Raw genomic sequence first — 16,489 nt, 5'->3', positions numbered from 1 at the left:
GGATCAGGGCGGTCGGCGGTTCGACCGGGCTGACGTCCCAGGAGGCGTCGTCGCTGCCGGGCACGAGGAGTCCGCCCCGGTACGCCTCCGGCGGCCGTGTAGGTGCTCGCGTGCTTCGCCGCGGGTGGCACGAGCGCGCGTCCAGGTGCGCGCCGATCGTCCGCAGCGGATGCCGAAGGCGCGCGTAGGGCGCCCCGTCGATCTCGACGCGGCCCCGGGTCGGGCGGTCCAGGCCCAGCAGCAGCCGCATCGCCGTGGACTTCCCGGCGCCGTTGGGACCCAGCAGGCCGGTCACATGTCCGCTGCGGACCTGGACGGTCAAGGCGTCCAGGGCCGTCTTCGCGCCGTAGCGTTTCGTCGCTTCCTCGAATACGATCACCGCTCCATGGTCGCCGCGCGCGCGGCCCGTCGGCACTGCCGAAAGTCAGGAACACGGCCGCCTCCCCGCCGAGGTCGAGACCTTCGCCGAACCGGGCCGCCCACGGACGAATCGCCGCGCCGACGGCCTCCTGACCGACTCGCACAGGCGCTCGGGCTCAGGCGCGGGACTGCGACTCCTCGTAGGCCGGGGTGGTCCCCGGGGCGAGACGGGCGGTCACCCCCGGCCCTTCGGCGCCCTGCGGGCGTGGAGGGACTCGCCGCGGGCGAGCATGTCGATGTACTCGGCCAGCTTGCGGTCCCGGGTCGCGGGGCGCTTGACGGCGTTGAGCCGGTAGACGATGGAGTACCGGTCGGCGGCGCCCAGCCCTTCGAACGTCGCGGCCGCGGCGGGATCGGCCGCCAGCGCCTCGGCGAGATCGGGCGGGATCTGCATGTCCGCCTGCCCGCGGTAGGCCGTCTGCCACCGTCCTTGCGCCTTTGCGGCATCGACGGCGGCGATCCCGGCCGGCCGCATCCGTCCGGCCTCGGTGAGGCGGGCGACGTACTCGACATTCCTGGCCGACCAGGGACTGTTCGGTCGGCGGGGGGTGAAGCGCTGGCGGTAGCTCTCGTCGTCGCGTCGGCCGATCTGCCCGTCGATCCAGCCGAAGCACAGCGCCTCGTCAAGCGCTTGGGCGTAGGTCAGGGTCGTAGTCCGCCCGCCCTTCTTGTGCAGTACCAGCCAGACTCCGGGGTGGTCGGCATGACGGCCGTCGAGCCAGGCGTGCCAGGCCTCGGCGTCCGGGACGAGCAGCTCCTCGAGATCGGACACGGCGTCGCTACGATGCGGCCTGGGGACGGGGGCTCAGGCAGAACGGCTGGCCGTCGGGGTCGAGCAGCACTCGCCAGCGTTCGGCGCCGGGTTGGAAGTCCGGTCGGCTGGCGCCGATCGCGCAGAGGCTCGCGGTCGCCTCGTCGAGGTCGTCGACCTGGAGGTCGAGGTGGAAGCGTTTGGCGCCGTCCTCGTCGGGCCACGGCGCGGGCCGGAAGTCCTCGATCTTGCCGAAGCCGATCTTGACGCCGTCGCCTTCGACCATCCCGTAGTTCTCGTCGCTGTAGGTGACCTCCCAGCCCAGTGCGGCCGCGTAAAAGCGCGCCAGCCTCGCCGGGTCGGCGCTGTCGATGTTGACCATGGCCAGCGTCGCCGTCGATACTCCGTGCTCTGCCGTAGATTGTGTATGACTCATGCATATAAACTAGAGCCATGACGCAACCCTTGTCAAGCCGCCGGCACACCGCCAATGCTTTGGGCGCCTTGAGCCTCGTCGTGGCCGACCGGATGAACACCGCCGTCGAGGCGGTCGCAGGGCTCGGCCCCTCGGCCCCGGCCGCCCTCGTGGCGATGCACGAGTTCCTCGACGGCGGATCGGTGACGCAGCTGAGCTCCGCACTCGGCCTGACGCACTCGGGCACCGTCCGGCTCGTCGACCGCCTCGCCGCCGCGGGTCTCGCCGAGCGCGTCGGCGCACCGGACGGACGGGCCGTCTCCGTCGTCCTCACCGCACGGGGCCGCCACACGGCCGAGCGGATACTGCGAACGCGCGAGCGGTCGCTGGAGAGCGTGTTGTCGGCGCTGTCCTCGGACGAGGCCGACCATCTCGCGGCAGCGCTGGACACGATGCTGACCGCGCTGACCCGCGTCAGAGCCGAGGAGCGCTCCGCCCGCACCGATGACCGCCCCCGGCCTTGGCTGTGCCGCCTCTGCGACTTCGCCGCGTGCGGCCGAGGCGAAGGCGACTGCCCGGTCCACAACGAGGCCACGAGCTAGCGCGACGCAGGGCGGGCGGTCGACGTCGCCGGATCGCCGACGATCGGGCCGGAAGTGGAGGACCCAGGTGCTCGTACCGGTGGGGGCCGGGGCCGGACCGGCGACCTTCCGCTGCTCGGACGGACGCCCGCTCAAGTCAGCGAACCCGCTTCGCGCAGCCGACGACCGGATCACGGCGGCGATCGGACGCCTCGGCGCGCGGTCCGCTCCGCCGCGATCGCGACCGCGGCGGCGAGGGTGAGCGCGGCGAGGAGGGCGAACATCTGGGGGTGTCCGCCGGTCCAGGCGACCAGATGAGCACCGGCCCAGGGGCTGAGGGCGAGGGCGATGGTGGCGGGTGCGGTGAGGATGCCGTGGAGGGTGCCGTACCCGTTCGGCCCCCACCGGTCGGTGATGGCGGTGGCGTCCAGGAGGGTGAAGGCGCCGCGGGCGGCGCCGAGGACGATGACGACGGCGAAGACCAGGATCACGGGGCGGTCGACGAGCGCGGTGGCGAGCAGCATCGCGGCCCCGACGGCGAGGATGGCGACGGCGCGGGTGGTCGGTCCGGTGCGCAGCGCGAGGGGCGCGTAGGCGATGCGGCCGAGGAGCTGGCCGGCCCCGCAGAGGCCGAGGGCCCAGGCGGCGGTGGCGGTGTCCATGCCGCGGTCGGTCATGAGGGGGACGAGGTAGAGGTTCGAGGCGCCCATCGCGAACCCGGCCAGGGCGATGGCGGCGGCGAGGGCGATGAACGCCGGCGAGGTGACGATCCGCCGCCGGTCCAGGCCCTGCGACGCCGGCTCGGCGCTGTCGTGGGCCGGGGCGGGCCAGGGCGGATCGAGGGCGAGGGCATGGGCGGGGACGGTGACGATCGCGAGGACGGCGGCGAGGACGAGGTAGACGCCGCGCCAGTCGAAGTGGCCCGTGAGGAAGGCGGTCAGGGGCGCGAAGACGGTGGAGGCGAGTCCTCCGGCGAGGGTGACGACGGTCAGGGCGCGGACGCGGGCGGGCCCGTACCAGGCGGTGATGGCGGCGAATGCGGGCTTGTAGAGGACGGCGGCCTGGGCGATGCCCGAGAGGACCCACGCGGCGGTGAACCACCACAGGTTCGGCGCGGTCGCGATTCCGGCGACGGCGAGCACCGCGAGGATCGACCCTGCGGTCATGACCAGGCGGGGCCCGCGCCGGTCGAGGACGTGTCCGACTCCGATCCCGGCGAGCGCGGAGGCGGCGAGCCCGATCGAGAAGGCGCCCATGACCGCCGCGGTCGACCACCCGGTGTCGGCGGTGAGGTCGCCCAGCAGGACCGGCAGGGCGTAGAAGAGCACGCCCCAACTGGTGATCTGCGTGGTGCACAAGGCGATGAGCACGCGGCGCGGCACGGGTGCGCCGATGTCGGTTCGGTCCGGCGTCTCGGATGCGGCGGGGTCGGGCATGAGGTCAGGTGTACCCGATGCCGTTGCGGGCGTTCAACACCATTGCGGCCAGGGGTTTGGCGACGCGCGCGGCGTCGCGCCCGACGCCGCGCAGGCTCGCCGAGGACAGGCTCCGCTGCCATTCGAGGCCGACGAACCCCAGGCCCGGGACCGCCGTGGCGAGGCCGCCTCGGTGGCGGGGGTGCCCGTCGGCGTCGAGGACGTCGAGTCCGGTGAGGTAGTCGAGGGCGGGCCGGTACCCGGTGGCGAGAATGACCGCGTCGACCGTCTCCGTGGTGCCGTCGCCCCAGTGGACGCGGTCGCCGTCGAGGCGGGTGAACATGGGTCGGTGGTCGGGGCGGCCTGCGGCGACGGCGGCTCTGTAGCGGCCGTCGTCCAGGACCGGGACCGTGGGCGGGCGGGTCAGGAGGCGGCCGACAGGGGCGGCGTCGAGGCCGGTGATCGTGTACCAGAAGTGCAGGTCGCGCCCGAGCGGCCGCTGGGGTGCGAAGCGGAGCCTCCCGCGCGTGGCCACGGTGGCCTGGGCGTGTCGGGCGAGTTCGACGCCGATCTGGACGGCGGTGTTGCCGCCGCCGACGACCAGGACCCGCTGCCCCGCGAAGGGCTCGGGCCGGGTGTACTCGGCGGCGTGCAGGACCGTGCCGGTGAAGGTGTCCAGACCCGGCAGGCCGGGCCGGTAGGGGTTGGCGAAGCCGCCGGTCGCGGCCACGACCGTGCGAGCCCGAAGGGTGCGGCCGTCGGCGAGGCGCGCAGTGAAGATCCCCTCGGCCTGTTCGACGGCCCTGACGTAGTGGCCGGTGCGGATGTCGGCGTCCAGGCGCTCGGCGTACGCGGCGAGGTAGGCGACCACCTCGTCGCGGTGCGGGTGGCGATCGGGATCGCCGGGGAAGGGCATGCCGGGCAGGGAGGAGTAGAGGGCCGGGGAGAACAGGGTCAGCGAGTCGTAGTACCGGGGCCAGGACCCGGTCGCGGCCTCGCCTGCTTCGAGGACGACCGGGGCGAGGCCGCGGGCGAGGAGGGCGCGGGCGGTGGCGAGTCCGGACTGGCCGGCGCCGATGACGAGGGTGTCGATGAGGTCCACGGCAAGATCATATCGTCATTTCGTGATTTCATGAAATGACGGTGTGAGGTTAGGCTGGACCCCATGGCGACAGCGACGACCGATCCGGCCCCGCCGGTGCCCGACGAGGCGACGGGCCGGTTCTTGAAGGCCCTGGCGAGCGAGGCCCGCCAGCAGGCGATGCTGCTGTTCGCCGACGGCGCGGAGCTGAGCGTCGGCGAGGCGGCCCAGCGGCTGGGGATCGGCCAGTCGACGGCGTCCCAGCAGCTCGCGCAGCTCAAGGACGGCGGCCTGCTCACCAGCCGCCGGGAGGCGAAGACGGTGTTCTACCGGGCGGACAAGGAGCGGATCGGGTCCGCACTCGACCGCCTCCGCGGCTTCCTCGACGGCTGCTGCTGACACCGGCCGCGCTCACATCGGACGGACGAAGGTCGCGCCCTGGTCGCCGTCGAGCCCGACGAGGTTCCCGCCGACCGGCCCGGAGACGAGGATCCTCCTGCCGACCGGTCGCCCGCGTCCGTCGGTCGAGTGCGACGCCGATGAGACGGGCGGCGGCCGCTAGTCGCAGCAGGCGTCCTCGACCGGGGTCGACAGCCCGGCGAGGGCGCGCAGCGGCGCGGAGAAGGCGTCGCAGCAGATCGAGTAGACGTTGCTGCGGCCCTTGGGCGTCACCGAGACCAGGCCGAGCTCGCGCAGGGGCGCCAGGTGGTGGGAGACGAGGGTCTGGGCCAGGCCCGTGGCCTCGGTCAGCTCGCGGACGGTCCGCGAGCGCTCCGAGAGCAGCAGCACGATCGCGAGCCGGTTCTCGTCGGCCAGGGCCTTGAACTGCGGGGCGAGGTCCTTGGCGTGCGCGATCACCGAGGCGTCCGAGTGCCCGGCGGCCACGTCGGTCAAGGTGAGTTCGATGGTGCGGCTCATGGAGTCAATTAAACCACAGAGCTTGCTATCAACAGTATATGTTGGTATTAATGAGTTCTATTGATGCGACCGCGCTCGGCGCGGTCGCCTCGGACCGACGAACCCAGGAGTCTGCCATGTCCAACGGCACCGCCCGCCCCGTCCGGACCGTCGCCGTGATCGGCGCGGGCCCGGTCGGCCTCGCCGCCGCCGCGCACCTGCTCGAGCGCGGACTCACCCCGATCGTGCTCGAAGCCGGAGACGGCCCGGGCGCGGCGATCGGCCGGTGGGGGCACATCCGGCTGTTCTCGCCCTGGCGGTTCGACATCGACCCCGCCGCCCGCCGCCTCCTCGAGGCCGCCGGCTGGAGCGCCCCCGATGCGGACCGCCTCCCCACCGGCGCCGAGCTGATCGCCGACTACCTCGCGCCGCTGGCGAAGACCCTGGACGAGCATGTCCGCTACGGCACCCGCGTCACCGGCGTCGCCCGCCTCGGGGTGGACAAGACCAACACCCTCGACCGCGACGGGCGCGCCTACCTCCTGCGCACGCTCACCCCCACCGGTGAGACCGAGGACGTCATCGCGGACGCGGTCGTCGACGCCTCCGGCGTCTGGGCCCACCGCAACCCGCTCGGCGCGCACGGCCTGCCCGCCGCGGGCGAGGCCCCGGACGCGCCGTGGCAGGCCGGACCGCTCCCCGACGTCCTCGGCACCGACCGGGCCCGGTTCGCGGGCAAGCGGACCCTGGTCGTCGGTGCCGGGCACTCCGCCGCGAACACGCTCCTGCTGCTGGCCGAACTCGCCGAATCCGAACCGGGCACCACCGTCATGTGGGCGATCCGGGGCACCGACCCGGGCAAGGTCTACGGCGGCGGCTCGGCCGACGCGCTCCCCGCGCGCGGCACCATCGGCACCCGCCTCAAGTCCCTGGTCGAGTCCGGCGCGGTCGAGCTGGTCACCGGCTTCACCATCCGCGCCTTCGCCACCCGGCCCGACGGGTCCGTGGCGGTTCAGGGCGCGACGGGGAGCCTCGCGGTCGAACTCGAAGTCGACAACGTCGCCGCCGCGACCGGGTTCCGGCCCGACCTGGCGATGCTGCGCGAGGTCCGTCTCGACCTCGACGCGGTGGTCGAGGCCCCGGCGCGGATCGCGCCGCTCATCGACCCGAACTTCCACTCCTGCGGCACCGTCCCGGCCCACGGCGAGGCCCATCTCGCCCACCCCGACGAGGGCTTCTACATCGCCGGGGTCAAGTCCTACGGGCGCGCCCCGACGTTCCTGCTCGCCACCGGGTACGAGCAGGTCCGCTCCATCGCCGCGGCCCTCGCCGGGGACCGGGAGGCGGCCGAGCGGGTCGAACTCGACCTGCCCGAGACCGGCGTCTGCTCCTCCTCCAGGGCCCTCGACGCCACCAGCATCACCGACGCCGACGAAGCGTCCGGGTGCTGCGGCGCGACCGCGGAGGCCGCCGAGTCCGGTTGCGGCACCGCGTCCTCGGGCTGCGGCACCGCGGTCGAGGAGCCGGTGACCGTGCCCGCGCGCGGCCTGGCGACCGGGGTCCTGCACGGCCGGGCCGGTCAGCGGACCGAGCTCCCGCAGGTGAAGACCGGCGGGGGCTGCTGCGGCTGACCGCCGCCGAGCGCCCGATGAGCGGGGCGGGCGAGGCCGCCCGCCCCGCCGACCTCAGGTACCCGCCGGCCGGGGTTGCCGCTTGTTTCGATGCTTGTCAAACTAGACGCATGTCGAAACAGCTCCTGCCGCTCCTCGAGCGGACCCGGGCCGCGGACTGCCACGTCCCGCTGGTCGCCGAGCCGCTGACCGCCGACCAGGCCGAGGGGCTGGCGCCCGCGTTCAAGGCCCTCGGTGACCCGGTCCGGCTGCGGCTGCTGTCCCTCATCGCCTCCCACGAAGGCGGCGAGGCGTGCGTCTGCGACCTGACCGACGCCTTCGACCTCAAGGCCCCCACCATCTCCCACCACCTCAAAGTCCTCAAGGCCACCGGCCTGGTCACCGCCGACCGCCGCGGCACCTGGGTCTACTACCGCGCCGAGCGGGCCGCCCTCGACCTGCTCTCCGGACTCCTCGCCGCCCCCGCCGAAGCCGCCGCATGAGCCGCCCCGATGCCACGGCGACCTCGGTCGCCGGCGACGCCGCGCGCGGGCGGCTGTCGACCCTCGACAAGTACCTCCCCGTCTGGATCGGCGCGGCCATGCTCGCCGGCATCGCGCTCGGCCAATGGGTCCCGCTCGTCGGCGAGGCGCTGAACGCGGTCCAGATCGGCGGCGTCTCCCTCCCGATCGCCGCGGGACTGCTGGTCATGATGTACCCGGTCCTGGCGAAGGTCCGCTACGACCGCCTCGACACCGTCACCGCCGACAAGCGGCTGCTGCTCTCTTCGCTCGTGCTGAACTGGCTCGTCGGCCCGGCCCTGATGTTCGCCCTCGCCTGGGTCTTCCTCGCGGACCTCCCCGAGTTCCGGACCGGGCTGGTCATCGTGGGCCTGGCCCGCTGCATCGCCATGGTCATCATCTGGAACGACCTCGCCTGCGGCGACCGCGAGGCCGCGGCCGTCCTGGTGGCGCTGAACTCCGTCTTCCAGGTCGTCGCGTTCGGCGCACTGGGCTGGCTCTACCTCGACGCCCTGCCGCGCCGGCTCGGCCTCGACACCGCCGGACTCGACGTCTCCGGCTGGGAGATCGCCCTCAACGTCGCCGTCTTCCTCGGCGTCCCGCTCGCCGCCGGGTACCTCACTCGCGTCCTCGGCGAGAAGCGCAAGGGCCGCGCCTGGTACGAGGACCGGTTCCTGCCCCGGGTCGGGCCGTTCGCGCTCTACGGACTGCTCTTCACGATCGTCGTGCTGTTCGCCCTCCAAGGCGAGGCGATCATCGCCCAGCCCCTGGACGTCGTGCGGATCGCGCTCCCGCTGCTGGTGTACTTCGGCCTCATGTGGGCCGGGTCGTTCGCCCTCGGCAAGGGCGTCGGCCTGGGCTACGAACGCACCACGACGCTCGCGTTCACCGCCGCGGGCAACAACTTCGAGCTCGCCATCGCCATCGCCGTCGCCATCGCCACCTTCGGCGCGGCCTCGGGCCAGGCCCTCGCCGGTGTCGTCGGCCCGCTCATCGAAGTCCCCGTCCTCGTGGGCCTCGTCTACGTCAGCCTCTGGGCCCGGCGGTTCTTCCGCACTCCCGAACTCCGAGCAGCACGATCATGACCGACGACAGCGAAGGAACCGCCATGTCCACCAGACCGTCCGTCCTGTTCGTGTGCGTCCACAACGCCGGACGCTCCCAGATGGCCGCCGGATGGCTCGCCCACCTCGCCGGGGACCGCGTCGAAGTCCGCTCCGCCGGGTCGGCCCCCGCCGCCGAGGTCAACCCCGCCGCCGTCGAGGCGATGGCCGAGGTCGGCATCGACATCTCGACGCAGTCACCGAAGGTCCTCACCTACGACGCGGTCGAGGCCTCCGACGTGTGCGTCACCATGGGCTGCGGCGACGCCTGCCCGGTCTTCCCCGGGAAGCGCTACCTGGACTGGAAGCTCGACGACCCCGCCGGGCAGGGCGTCGAGGCCGTCCGGTCCATCCGCGACGAGATCAAGACCCGCGTCGAGGGCCTGCTCGAAGAGCTCTTCCCCGAAGGCGAGGCCGAGGCGTGACCACCGCGATCAGCGGCGTCACCGGCGAGGCCCGGGTTCGGAGCACCGCGAGGGCCTGATCCGCACGAGGGTCGACGGGCGCTCGTACCCGGTCACCGTCCAGGAGCTTCCCCAGACGCTCGAGGTCGGCCGGCCCACCGCGAGGAACGGATCGCCGTGGCCGATCCCGCCCTCCCGAAGCCGGAAACGAAGCATCCTCACCTTCCAGTGTTCGTACCGGTAGACGGGGAGCAATGCCCGGTGGCGATGGTGGCCGGAGTCGAACCGGCGATCTTCCGCTTATCGGACGGACGCCCGCTCTAGTCGCTCAGAAACTCACCTACCAGCGGAATCACTTCGAGCCCGAAATTGTCTCGCCATCAACAGCCACGAGTTCGAATCCCGCTACCTCCACCATTTTGATTGACACCGACCCTGAGCTGGTGAAACAAGTCCGAAACTTCGTCACCTTAGGGTTCGGTTTCGGACTTTCAAGGGTCCGGTTCTGCCAAGCTGGTGGCAATCGTCTTGCTTGGCTCACCGCCGACGTCCGTCACGGCGCCTTGGGGCCTCGCCCGGTCCTTAACGCCCGCGGCTGGGCGGTGGTGGTGAGTGATCGCTGTTGCGGTCGGTCGCTTGTGTCTGGTGTGTCGGTGCTCTGGTCTGCTCGTTCGGGTGGTGCGGTCTGTTCGGGGGACGTGGGACCGGAGCCGGTCCGGTAGTTTGGGGTGATGGCGAACCTCCCCCTCTCGCAAGCACTGTCGGACCTGCGCAACGAACTGCGTGACGCGAAGCTCTCGGCGGACCCGAATCTGAAGCTGAAGATCACCGCGATTCAGCTCGACCTCTCCTTGGAGGTTGAGACGACGGCCTCAGGTGAGGTGAAGGGCTCGATCTGGTCGGTGGTGACCGGCAAGGTGAGCGCGGAGCATGCGCGTAGCCGGACCCATCAGCTCTCGTTGACGATCGAGCCCAAGGAGATCGACGACCAGGGCAATACCGGCGATTTCCATGTCGGCTCGGCGCCCATGCGCGACGACGACTAGCCACACGGGACCGAGTCTTGGCTGAAGTGAACAGCCCCGCGTCATTCGATCCGCGGTTGGCGCGGGTGGTGAAGATCAAGGTCGCCGACGAGTCCGGTGTGGGCACGATCGGCTCGGGCTACCTCATCGCTCCGGGCCTGGTGCTGACCGCACGGCACGTGCTGTGGCGCGACAGTGAAGAGGTCAACGGCGACTACCCGGTGGCGGCGTTGCGGGTGCGGGCGGCGACGGGGCCGAGTACTGGAGTGAGTCTGCCGGCCTCGCAGGTGATCGTGCTCGGTGAGGCCTCGGGTGTGGATGTGGCGGTGCTGATCGTGCCCGGTCTCGAGCCGGTCGCCGGCACCGCGATGGTGGGTGCTCGGTTCACCACGTCGCAGCCGGTACCGGGGTGTTGGATGGTCGGCTACCCCAAAGCCGCACACCAGGACACCACGGTTGGACCCGAGTACGTCGGCGTCTCGCTGCTACCGGTCAGCGGCACCGCGAGCGGACGCATTACCGTCCGCGTCGACACCCCACCCGCACGCAAAGAAGCGGACTGGGGCGGGTTGTCAGGCTCGGGCGTAGTCGACGCCCAGAACCGGCTGCTTGGCGTCCTCGTCGATGTCCAGGTCAAGTGGAAGGACCGGCTGGCCGTCGTTCCGATCGCGAAGGTCACCGAGGCTATCGCCGTCCGGATCGATCAGCACCCCGAGTTGGCGCCACTGCTGGAGATGCCGGTGGTCGAGGAGGCGGGCGAGGACCCGCTGTTCGACCACTCGAAGTTCCCGGCGCGGATGAGGGACTTGCGTGGGGAGTCGTTGTTCGATGCGCTGCAGTTCAAGTACCGGGTGGTGGACTTCATCGCCGACGGCGACCGCCGCAAACACGTCGAGAACGCTCTTGCTTGGGTCCGGGCGACCGGCGACCGCCCTGATGTGAAGGTGGCGGTGGTGACGGGGCGTGCGGGGGTGGGGAAGTCGCGCCTGGCCGCCGAGATCTGCGACCAGCTCAAGGCCCGAGAGCCGTGGTGGCAGGTCGGGTTCGCCGACCACACCAAACTCGTCACCGCACCGGTGCCGGCCGTGCCGACGGTGGTGGTGGTCGACTATCCCGAACGGCACCCTGAGGCTGTCGGCAGCTTCATCAAGGAGATTCATGAGGCCCGGCGGAACGGGGTGCTGCAGGCGCCGGTGCGGGTGGTGCTGGTGGCACGTGATGAGCGGTCGTGGTTCGAACGCGCCCGCACCAACTGCAAGAACCTCGACCAGCTCATCGACCACCGCATCGCGCTCGGGACACGCGAGTTCAGTGACGATGCGCGAGACCGGCATGCCGAGGCGGCTTACTCCGCGTTCTGCGACGGGTTCGACCTCACGAACAAGGAGCGCCCAGCATTCGCGGCGCGCGGGAAGCACGTGCTGGACCGGCCATTGCTGGTGCACGCTGCGGCGCTCCTCGCCGCATGGCGTCTGACCCAGAACGGGCCTGTCGAAGGAGATGCCGCCGGGGCGGGTCCGGTGATCACCAATCAAGGCCGGCTGCTCGATGACCTGATCGGTGCCGAGATCGACCGGTTGCGGCGACTGCGACGCGATGACGATGGCAAAGACGGCGGACCAGTGTTCACCAGCGCTCGCGAAGTCCGCGAAGCGCTCTGCGTGACCACACTGACCACCCCCGCACGCAGTGATCTCCCTGCTCTGTTGGCGCTGACCGAAGCGTTCGGACCGGGCAGCAACGCCAACACCGTCACCGCCGCCGACACCCTCATGGACTGCTTCGGGACCGACACCGGAGTCGAGGGCGAGACCCAGTCTGAGCCTCATGTGTCGCCGGTGGAGCCGGACCTGATCGCCGCGCACCTCCTCGCGACCACCCCAGGCCGGACCGACCTGATCAAACGCCTGGTCGCTTCCGACATCGTCGCGAAGCACCCGGCCTACCGGGCCCAGATGATCGGCGCCCTCGCCCTGGCCTCGAAGGACTACCCCGAGATCGGTACCGACCTGAGGACCCACCTTGCCGACGCCCTCACCGACCTCATCAACGCCACCGGCACCGCCTCTCTGGCCGGCCTCCTCACCGACCATCTGGACGCGCTCGTCACGGCAGTGGTCGCGGCCGCGACCGACCAGGACCTGACCCCCGCCCGCCGACTCGCCGCCGCGCTCGAACTGCCCGCCGCCGACCGCGAACACGACATCGACCACGCCGCCGCCGAGGTCTACCTGGCCCTGCCCTACCCGCACCCGGGCCTGACCGGACTCGGCGTCACCCTCACCCGCCGCGCCCTCGCCCACACCGAACGCGGCCACGACACCGCCCAGATCGCTACCGCCTCGGGCACTCTCGGGAACTGGCTCAGCGACAACGGCCAACGCCCCGAGGCCCTGGCCGCGGCCCAGCGCGCGGTCGACCTGCGCGAAGAACTCGCCGCCGACAACCGCGCCGCGCACCTGCCCGACCTGGCCATGAGCGTGAACAACCTCGCCGTCCACTTGGCCGAGGCGGGTCGGCGAGAGGAGGGCCTGGCCGCGGCCCAACGCGCGGTCGACCTGCGCGAAGAACTCGCCGCACAGAACCCGGCCGCCTACCTGCCCGACCTGGCGACCAGCGTGAACAACCTCGCCGTCTACTTGAGCGCGGCGGGTCGGCGAGAGGAGGGCCTGGCCGCGGCCCAACGCGCGGTCGACCTGCGCGAAGAACTCGCCGCACAGAACCCGGCCGCCTACCTGCCCGACCTGGCGACCAGCGTGAACAACCTCGCCATCCGCCTGGCGGAGGCGGGTCGGCGGGAGGAGGGCCTGGCCGCGGCCCAACGCGCGGTCGACCTGCGCGAAGAACTCGCCGCCGACAACCGCGCCGCGCACCTGCCCGACCTGGCGGCGAGCGTGAACAACCTCGCCGTCCGCCTGGGCGAGGCGGGCCAGCGACCCGAGGCCCTGGCCGCGGCCCAGCGCGCGGTCGACCTCTACGAGGAACTCGCCGCGCAGAACCCGGCCGCCTACCTGCCCGACCTGGCCAGGTCATACTGGACGGCCGCGTATGTGCGTCGGGTGCTCGGGCAGGAAGCGGACGTCGCCGCCGGTATCGAATGGTGCGAGCAGGCAATCGCGTTGTACCAGGAACTCGCCGCCTCCGAGCCCGACGCCTTCACGCCCCTCCTGGAAACGGTCCAGGCCCTGCGTATCGACCTCGCAGCCATGACTCGACCCGACCCCGCCAACTGAAAACACCGCCCATTCCCCCAACGCCTTGAGCGCCCGGCCCGCGACGCAGACGCGACATGAGGCCGAGCGCCCCACTTCCTATGCTCGAGCCGCGTACTTTCGCGCCCCGGCCTCGCGCAGGATGGTCTTCACGCTCGAGAGGCCGAGGTCGTATTGCGCGGCGAGTTCCTTCTGCAAGGCCCCTGCGAGGTACTGTTCGATGAGTCGTTGCCGGTCCCCTGGGGCTAGCCGTTTGCGGAGCGGACGCGGTGCCGTCCGACCAGAAGATTTGCGACCTGCACTGCGTTCCTGGCTTTTCATGTCGGGTTTCGCATGGTTCGCAAGATCGGATCGCAACGCTTTGACCAGCGCAAACGTGTCCGAATAATCCTTCAGCACCTCCACTGAATCGGACATTGGATACATGAACGGTCATCGGGTTGATGACCGCTTTTTGCTACCTCAAGGGTGAACGAGGGTCAGAACCTGCTCCACGCAGCCCTGCCAGCAGCAGCCGCTGTGCTGCGGGTTGGAGAGTTCGGCGAGGGCGCACAGGGGCGCGGCGAAGGTGCCGCAGCACAAGGCGTAGACGTTGTCAGGTCCATTTCGGCACGGTAGATCCATGCGAGCCGCCGGCTGTCGATGTTATAGGGGGTGTTCATTTCATCGCTTTGGCCGAGCGCAAGGAGGTCGCGGAAGATGTAGAGGCGCGTCCCGTACACGTCAAGATCATGCCCGCGATGATGCCTTCGGTAAGCTGCTCATCTCCCCCTTGCCAGAGCGGCAGGGTTGTGTCGTTGGAGGAATGCTGGTGGCGAGCACTGCCGAAGTCAATGCGCCGCGCGTCTTCGTCTCCTACTCCTGGGGTCCTGCCGACCATCAATCCTGGGTGCTTGCTCTCGCGACCCGACTGCGCAGCAACGGGATCGATGCGGTGCTAGACCGCTGGGACACCGAGCTCGGCAGCGACCTTAGCCTGTTCATGGAGCGCGCTGCGGACCCCGGCTGCAGAGTCCTGGCCATCGTCTCAACCCAGTACGTCCAGAAGGCCGACGCTGCGGAAGGCGGAGTCGGGTACGAGCGCAGAGTGATCACACCGAGCTTGATGAAGGGCCTGCGGGAGAATCGGATCGTCCCGATCCTCCGTAACAACCCAGAAAAGGAACTGCCACGATTCCTTGGCGCCGCGAAGTACATCGACTTCGACGATGACGAGCGCTTCGAGGAGAACTACCTCGAGTTGCTCCACGAACTCCACGGACTCCAGGCCACACCGAAACCGCCCCTCGGCACGAATCCCTTCACCACCTTGACGGCGCGGGAGATCGCTCCTGCCCTGCGACACGATCCAGCGCGCTATGTGATGCCCGAGCTCAAAGGCGAAGTCGTCTTCGACTACACCAACAACGACGGCCGCTTTCGAATCGGTGCAGGTGAGCGCACCTTCACCCTCGCTTTCTCTGAAGCAGGACGCGGATCGATCTACATCTACCACGACCCCGTGGACATCAAGACGGTCGCGTTGGTCCCCGAAGTGAACGACCCTGCGGACATCGGCGACGCATCTGCCTACGATGCATCCTCTCGAGCCCGCACCATCAAGGTCGGCGATGCCGCAGTCCTGCGCAACCAGCAGGATTACTGGGCCGCCGTCTTCGTCGACGAGGTGCACACGCGAGAAGGCAGCGGCGAAGCCGCGATCAAGTTTCGGTACTTCATTCCTCCTATGGTCACCGCGCTTTTCGGTCCGCAGTCCGAGGACCCACCTGACTGAACCGGCCCACCGGCCCGAGAACAAGGAGCCGGGCCGGTGCGAACGCGAGTGAGACGCGGGATGAAGGGCTCCATTGGATCCAGCCCTCAAGTCCAAGTTCTTTGACGGCCGAATCCACCGTTACACGCCAAGGTAGATGGGGGCGGCGGTCCTGGACGGGCTATCTCAGTGGAGCAAGTGCCTGGATTTCATTACCGCGAGCACCCATATTGGGCTGACTTAGCTCGCGCCTTTACTCATCCCCGCTGTCCCTTCACTTCCCTTGATCGGTCGGCTACCTTCGAGTCATGCCGAAGCCCATATTCTCTGAAGACGACTTTGAAAACCCCGATGCCCCTGAAGGCGAACGGCGAATCAAATCCAGCCATTGGGAGGTTCGAGACCTTTCGTACGACGTAAGTCGCCTGCGCAAGAGGATCGACCTCATGAAGGGCGCGCTCTTCTGGATGGAAGTCGATCCCCTCGAAGCCTACCCAGGCCCAGAGGACTTGCCGGATGACGCGATCGCAGGGCCAGCCTTGGAATTGTTCGTCAAGGAACGGTCACGGGGTACGGGGTACGTCGCCGATTTCCTGTACCGGTCCGAGGACCTCCCTGTCACCGTTTACGGGATTCTCGCCAACTTCGGATTCGGTCTTGAAGTGTGCGAGCTCGAGATCTGGCGCGAAAGATGGGGACACTGGGACAGCTACGGGTGCTTTATAGATGATCCCGAAGAACAGGCACAAATTCAGCGCGAGAAGGATCGGCACGAGAGCAAGGAACCAGGGACTTCCCGTCGCGTCGGGATCACCAGCGATGTCCTCCGTCGCATCCCTATCGGGGAGATCATCGCCAAGGCGCAGCACGGTCTTGCGGACCGGTCTTGGGAGATCGAAGGCATCAAGGTGCTGATGGGACCCGATCATGAACCGGGGAAGGTCCCCGAGCACACGGCACGTGCGCTGACAAGCGCGAACGAGCTTGCGAAGCTGCCACAGCGCGGACGTCCACGAATTGACGATGCTTTGCTCAAAGCGGTGGCAGAAGCGTACCTGCGCGAGCTCCCAAGCGGTCGCGGCCTCACGCGTCGCCTGGCCAACTACTTCGACAGGCCGGAGCCCACCATCAAGGATTGGATCAGGGCAGCAAGATCTCGCGGATACCTTCCGGAGACTCACTTACTCACCGGTCGGTGAGCGCATCCCCAGCGCGAGCCTGCTCGCCCAGATCATCGACCACACGGCTCTCGGTCCTGGGAGACCGCCTTGTCATGGATGTCCGACCGGTTCGTTCGCCGC

Annotated in this window: 16 protein-coding genes and 1 pseudogene; 10 read left to right on the top strand and 7 right to left on the bottom strand. The window is 69.8% G+C overall.

What is annotated here, in order from left to right; all coding sequences use genetic code 11:
- Positions 1-163: 163 nt before the first annotated feature.
- From LO763_RS29685 to LO763_RS08540, 3 genes and pseudogenes are all read right to left on the bottom strand, one after another.
- Positions 164-379 (bottom strand): annotated as a pseudogene (locus tag LO763_RS29685) (ATP-binding cassette domain-containing protein); the annotation flags it as partial.
- 216 nt (positions 380-595) lie between these two features.
- Positions 596-1,192, bottom strand: coding sequence for a YdeI/OmpD-associated family protein (locus LO763_RS29680; protein ID WP_230601549.1), 597 nt, complete (start codon positions 1,190-1,192; stop codon positions 596-598).
- A 7-nt stretch (positions 1,193-1,199) separates the two neighbouring features.
- A complete protein-coding gene (locus LO763_RS08540; RefSeq protein WP_230601548.1) occupies positions 1,200-1,607 on the bottom strand; it encodes a VOC family protein in 408 nt (135 codons plus the stop codon).
- A 17-nt stretch (positions 1,608-1,624) separates the two neighbouring features.
- Between LO763_RS08540 and LO763_RS08535 the strand changes: the two genes are divergently transcribed.
- A complete protein-coding gene (locus tag LO763_RS08535; protein ID WP_230601547.1) occupies positions 1,625-2,188 on the top strand; it encodes a MarR family winged helix-turn-helix transcriptional regulator in 564 nt (187 codons plus the stop codon).
- A 170-nt stretch (positions 2,189-2,358) separates the two neighbouring features.
- On the opposite strand, the gene LO763_RS08530 is transcribed toward LO763_RS08535, so the two are convergent.
- Complete coding sequence (locus LO763_RS08530) at positions 2,359-3,603, bottom strand: MFS transporter (RefSeq protein WP_304608803.1); 1,245 nt, start codon at positions 3,601-3,603, stop codon at positions 2,359-2,361.
- Positions 3,604-3,607: 4 nt separating this feature from the next.
- Entirely contained in the window at positions 3,608-4,684 is a 1,077-nt protein-coding gene (locus tag LO763_RS08525; protein WP_230601546.1) for a flavin-containing monooxygenase, read from the bottom strand.
- Between the two features lie 63 nt (positions 4,685-4,747).
- Between LO763_RS08525 and LO763_RS08520 the strand changes: the two genes are divergently transcribed.
- On the top strand, positions 4,748-5,062 hold the full coding sequence (locus LO763_RS08520) for an ArsR/SmtB family transcription factor (protein ID WP_230601545.1): 315 nt from the start codon (positions 4,748-4,750) through the stop codon (positions 5,060-5,062).
- Positions 5,063-5,221: 159 nt separating this feature from the next.
- On the opposite strand, the gene LO763_RS08515 is transcribed toward LO763_RS08520, so the two are convergent.
- A complete protein-coding gene (locus LO763_RS08515) occupies positions 5,222-5,581 on the bottom strand; it encodes an ArsR/SmtB family transcription factor (protein WP_230601544.1) in 360 nt (119 codons plus the stop codon).
- Positions 5,582-5,697: 116 nt separating this feature from the next.
- On the opposite strand from LO763_RS08515, the gene LO763_RS08510 reads away from it, so the two are divergent.
- The 6 genes from LO763_RS08510 (at position 5,698) to LO763_RS08485 (ending at position 13,456) form a co-directional block, all read left to right on the top strand.
- Complete coding sequence (locus LO763_RS08510; RefSeq protein ID WP_369431949.1) at positions 5,698-7,191, top strand: FAD-dependent oxidoreductase; 1,494 nt, start codon at positions 5,698-5,700, stop codon at positions 7,189-7,191.
- 110 nt (positions 7,192-7,301) lie between these two features.
- A complete protein-coding gene (locus tag LO763_RS08505) occupies positions 7,302-7,673 on the top strand; it encodes an ArsR/SmtB family transcription factor (RefSeq protein ID WP_230601542.1) in 372 nt (123 codons plus the stop codon).
- A complete protein-coding gene (gene arsB, locus LO763_RS08500; RefSeq protein WP_230601541.1) occupies positions 7,670-8,776 on the top strand; it encodes an ACR3 family arsenite efflux transporter in 1,107 nt (368 codons plus the stop codon). The genes LO763_RS08505 and arsB overlap by 4 nt, the downstream gene beginning before the upstream one ends.
- Before the next feature lie 23 nt (positions 8,777-8,799).
- Positions 8,800-9,219 carry an arsenate reductase ArsC gene (locus LO763_RS08495; protein WP_230601540.1) on the top strand — a complete coding sequence of 140 codons (420 nt, stop codon included), beginning with the start codon at positions 8,800-8,802 and terminating at the stop codon, positions 9,217-9,219.
- Between the two features lie 710 nt (positions 9,220-9,929).
- Entirely contained in the window at positions 9,930-10,244 is a 315-nt protein-coding gene (locus tag LO763_RS08490) for a trypco2 family protein (protein WP_230601539.1), read from the top strand.
- Between the two features lie 26 nt (positions 10,245-10,270).
- Entirely contained in the window at positions 10,271-13,456 is a 3,186-nt protein-coding gene (locus LO763_RS08485) for a tetratricopeptide repeat-containing S1 family peptidase (RefSeq protein ID WP_230601691.1), read from the top strand.
- Positions 13,457-13,534: 78 nt separating this feature from the next.
- Here LO763_RS08485 and LO763_RS08480 read toward each other — a convergent pair whose 3' ends face one another.
- Positions 13,535-13,840 (bottom strand): hypothetical protein, encoded by a 306-nt coding sequence (locus tag LO763_RS08480; protein WP_230601538.1) that lies wholly within the window; start codon positions 13,838-13,840, stop codon positions 13,535-13,537.
- 406 nt (positions 13,841-14,246) lie between these two features.
- Here LO763_RS08480 and LO763_RS08475 point away from each other — a divergent pair, with 406 nt between their 5' ends.
- Both LO763_RS08475 and LO763_RS08470 read left to right on the top strand, forming a co-directional pair.
- A complete protein-coding gene (locus LO763_RS08475) occupies positions 14,247-15,209 on the top strand; it encodes a toll/interleukin-1 receptor domain-containing protein (protein WP_230601537.1) in 963 nt (320 codons plus the stop codon).
- A 287-nt stretch (positions 15,210-15,496) separates the two neighbouring features.
- Positions 15,497-16,387 (top strand): hypothetical protein, encoded by an 891-nt coding sequence (locus tag LO763_RS08470; protein WP_230601536.1) that lies wholly within the window; start codon positions 15,497-15,499, stop codon positions 16,385-16,387.
- Positions 16,388-16,489: the final 102 nt, after the last annotated feature.

The organism is Glycomyces amatae (assembly GCF_020991375.1).
Classification (GTDB): domain Bacteria; phylum Actinomycetota; class Actinomycetes; order Mycobacteriales; family Micromonosporaceae; genus Glycomyces; species Glycomyces amatae.
The sequence above is the reverse complement of the archived record's forward strand: the minus strand, read 5'-3'. Positions and strand labels throughout refer to the sequence as shown.

Bases quoted from the DNA above. Each gene is read 5' to 3' on its own strand.
- LO763_RS08540 (WP_230601548.1), bottom strand. From the start codon at position 1,607: ATGAGTCATACACAATCTACGGCAGAGCACGGAGTATCGACGGCGACG.
- LO763_RS08535 (WP_230601547.1), top strand. From the start codon at position 1,625: ATGACGCAACCCTTGTCAAGCCGCCGGCACACCGCCAATGCTTTGGGC.
- LO763_RS08530 (WP_304608803.1), bottom strand. From the start codon at position 3,603: ATGCCCGACCCCGCCGCATCCGAGACGCCGGACCGAACCGACATCGGC.
- LO763_RS08520 (WP_230601545.1), top strand. From the start codon at position 4,748: ATGGCGACAGCGACGACCGATCCGGCCCCGCCGGTGCCCGACGAGGCG.
- LO763_RS08515 (WP_230601544.1), bottom strand. From the start codon at position 5,581: ATGAGCCGCACCATCGAACTCACCTTGACCGACGTGGCCGCCGGGCAC.
- LO763_RS08510 (WP_369431949.1), top strand. From the start codon at position 5,698: ATGTCCAACGGCACCGCCCGCCCCGTCCGGACCGTCGCCGTGATCGGC.
- LO763_RS08505 (WP_230601542.1), top strand. From the start codon at position 7,302: ATGTCGAAACAGCTCCTGCCGCTCCTCGAGCGGACCCGGGCCGCGGAC.
- arsB (WP_230601541.1), top strand. From the start codon at position 7,670: ATGAGCCGCCCCGATGCCACGGCGACCTCGGTCGCCGGCGACGCCGCG.
- LO763_RS08495 (WP_230601540.1), top strand. From the start codon at position 8,800: ATGTCCACCAGACCGTCCGTCCTGTTCGTGTGCGTCCACAACGCCGGA.
- LO763_RS08490 (WP_230601539.1), top strand. From the start codon at position 9,930: ATGGCGAACCTCCCCCTCTCGCAAGCACTGTCGGACCTGCGCAACGAA.
- LO763_RS08470 (WP_230601536.1), top strand. From the start codon at position 15,497: ATGCCGAAGCCCATATTCTCTGAAGACGACTTTGAAAACCCCGATGCC.